A 3,585-nucleotide genomic window follows, 5' to 3' on the forward strand; every position below is an offset into this window, starting at 1 on the left:
ACACAACAACGAAGCATTGCAACAAGCCATGGCGTTTGTCCTCTCTACCAAGAACCATGCATTACTGCAGCTATTAGGTGAATGCGCCGTCAATCACCAAGAAGCCTTTGACGCGCTGCTCGCGACTAACTGGTATTATCTGCAACAACTAAACAAAAAAATCATCGCTTTTGATGCTCTGGAACAAGGTGCTGCGATTAATACGAGGGACATGTTGGGGCAAAGCGCCTTGCATATTGCCACCTTAAAGGCCGATAAGGAGAGCCTCAGCACCCTCATTGCACGTGGCATTAATGTAAACATCCAAGATAAATACGGCAATACCGCTTTAATCCGTGCTCTTGAAAAAGTGCTCTACAAAGATAAAAACGAAGTGGGACGCGATATTGCCAAACAATTGATTGCAGCGCAGGCGCAAGTGGACATCAAAGATGATGATGAAAATACTCCGCTTATCATCGCGGTTCAAAACAAGGACTTAGCCATGGTGAACTATCTGCTGGAGCACGGAGCTTGTCTTGAAACCTTTGATGCTCACATGAAAACCGCCTTATTTTGGGCGGCTGAGAAAGGATATGAGGATATATTCGATGTGCTCTTAAAACAAGGCGCTAAAGTCAATGGGGTCAGTTATCCAGAAGAAAATACGCCACTGCTGGCTGCATTAAGCAATCACCATTTTGGTATCGCACAAAAAATCCTGTTACAAAAAGAAGTGGCAATAACACAAAAAAACAAACGTGGTGAGACGGTCCTTCATCTGGCTGCTGATGATTCTGAAATCCTAAAGACCATGCTCGCATTATATCCAGAAAATCAGCGCTTAGAGGCGGTGATGATTCAAGACAACTATGGCAATACAGTACTTCATAAGGCTATTAACAATCCTGAAAGCCTAAAGGCTATTCTAGCGTTATTACCGGAAAATCAGCGTCTAGAGGCGGTGATAATTAAAAACAAATTTGGCAAGACAGTACTTTACGATAATGCTAAGAATCCTAAAATCATAAAAGCCGTTCTAGAGTTATTACCAGAAAATCAGCGCTTAAAGGCGGTGATGATTCAAAACCAAGATGGTCGCAATTCAGTACTTCATCTGGCTGCTGATAATCCTGAAAGCCTAACGGCCATGCTAATATTATTGCCAGAAAATAAACTTCTAGAAGCGCTGAGGATTCAAGAAAGGTTTGGCAAGACAGTACTTCATAAGGCTTTTAACAATCCTGAAAGCCTAAAGACCATTCTAGTGTTATTGCCGGAAAATCAACGTCTAGAGGCGGTGAGGATTGGAGACAAATATGACAATACGGTACTTCATCTGGCTTCTGGTAATCCGGAAAGCTTAAAGTCCGTTCTCGAATTATTACCAGTAAATCAGCGCTTAGAGGCGGTGATGATTCAAGAAGAATGTGGCAACGCAGTGCTTCACGATGCGGCTAAAAATCCTGAAAGCCTGAAGACCCTTCTAGAGTTATTGCCGGAAAATCAACGCCTACAGGCGGTGATGGTTAAAACCAACTATGGCTATACAGTGCTGCAGTGGGTTACTAATAATGCTGAAATTTTAAAGATCATTCTAGGGTTATTGCCGGAAAATCAACGCTTAGAGGCGGTGAGAATTCAAAACGAAGGCGGCAATACAACACTTCATCTTGCTGCTAGCAATGCTGAACACCTAAAGACCATTCTAGTGCTATTGCCGGAAAATCAACGTCTAGAGGCGGTGATGATTCAAAACAAAGAGGGCTATACAGTGCTTGATCGTGCTGCCGATAATTCTGAAAGCTTAAAAACCATTCTAACGTTATTGCCTACAGAAATTGACTATAGTAGTGAAGATAAGAAACAAGCTGTATTGTCTTCAAATAAGGATATTTTAAGAATACCTCAAAACAGGAACTCATTTTTCTCGATTGCCAAAGAAAATAATACTGGCAAAAATGTGCTGCATAACCCAGCTCCTATGTTAAGGCATCTGCGCTGAGAAGCCACTGAAGTTACATTTCAGGAAATGTCTTTTATTTTACTCGCATACATAGGTTGTGCCTCAATGATAGTTTTGAATAAATTTCAAGCGATGCGCAACCTTCATGACCTGAGTAAGGTGCAGTAATGCATCACCGACTCCCTGCTTTCATCCAAGTAAATAAGCAATGTCGTAACTTAGGTGATACGGAAGACGCTATACCCGCTTTTTCCGTATATTGATCTCATATTTTTCTTACTCCACGGATTCAAATAGAAAGATTTACTTATTTTTTTCGAATTATCAACATGAATCGTTAATATTTCCCTAAATGCAATGGATACAGAATTATTTAGTTTTTATCACTTCTGAAGCAGATCCATTGCTTTCATTCATTGTATTTTTTTCAGCTGTTGTACCCTGTTCATTTTCGACAGTTATATTGAGCAATTATATAGATTAAAGTCTGTGCACATTGAGGTGAGGTGAGCCATTTTTAGTTGTACTGGTTTTACTTTTAGTGAACCCCTATGCCGTTAGTAAAAAAGCTGATTTGTCCCTCTCACATAATCCAACCGACGAGAAAAAAAATATGTCACCCTTGTCCATGCTGAATATTTTACAAGAACTCCAAACCCTCCAGGGATTAAAACAAAAATCACTTGCCTATAGCGCCAAAACCAATGAGCTCATTGAGCGCATTCACCATGAGTATGGTGATGAAGCTGCCTCTTTCATGAAGGCCACATTACAGCAATGGGGATTAGGGGACTTTAGAGCAGAAAATGATAAGGGAATTTCTCATCCTGACTGTTATCAAAAAGTGCTTCCTTTATGCCAATTAGCTCTTATGGTGGAACATAATGGGGTGGCTGAAGATCATGCCCTTAAATTAGCCGCTATTTTTAAGGATGAAAAAGCAGTATTGCATTATTTACTCCAATTTAAAGACCAAAATGCCTATAACTACCTGGTTCATGATGCGTGCTTATTTGAGCTTCCCAAAGCCGATACGTGTGCGTTTCCGCAATGGCTAAAACTGGCCAACCTCTACCTTGCTAACCCCCGTTTTCGCGCCCTATTACCGCATGCAGAAGCCATTGAGGCGATGGGAAAAATGGGCCAGAAAGCAACGAAGCAAGAAGGCCAAAAGTTCGATGCACAAGTAAGAGATAAAATTCAAGAGGTCAAAAAGGAACTCGCTACGGTATCAAGACAATATAAGAGCCTTAAGAAAAAGCCCTTGGCCAACCCCGAAGAACGAATGGCGCGCGAAGAACAGCTGAAAGTATTCAGTCAACGCCTATTTGAGCTGCAAACCCAGCTCGTCTCTCTTTGCCAAGGACGCTTACCGTTGGCAAATGTTGACATGATTGTTCTGGAAGCCTTTTATGCCAAGTACCAACAAGAACACAGTGCAGCCCAACAAATCTTAATCCAAAACGGCATCAGTCCCCAAAATAGAGAGCAATTTTATGCCCTCAAGCGTGATAATGCGGAGAAGACGATTCCTGATGTGATTATTGATGGTAAAGACATTGGCTATCCAGGGATTTATATTAAAAAACTGGATACAACCAGTGATAAAGGAGCAGCACTTGCGGCCTGTCTTGGGAAAA

At 41.4% G+C, this 3,585-nt stretch carries 2 protein-coding genes; both read left to right on the forward strand.

Annotated elements, in window-relative coordinates:
• The coding region (locus Lsan_RS15015; RefSeq protein WP_193392728.1) for an ankyrin repeat domain-containing protein at nucleotides 1-1,984 on the forward strand (1,984 nt) is incomplete at its 5' end.
• Between the two features lie 574 nt (nucleotides 1,985-2,558).
• A partial coding sequence (locus Lsan_RS22695) for an anticodon-binding domain-containing protein (RefSeq protein WP_193392730.1) occupies nucleotides 2,559-3,585 on the forward strand: 1,027 nt, incomplete at its 3' end.

The organism is Legionella santicrucis, assembly GCF_001468135.1.
Taxonomy (GTDB): Bacteria; Pseudomonadota; Gammaproteobacteria; order Legionellales; family Legionellaceae; genus Legionella; species Legionella santicrucis.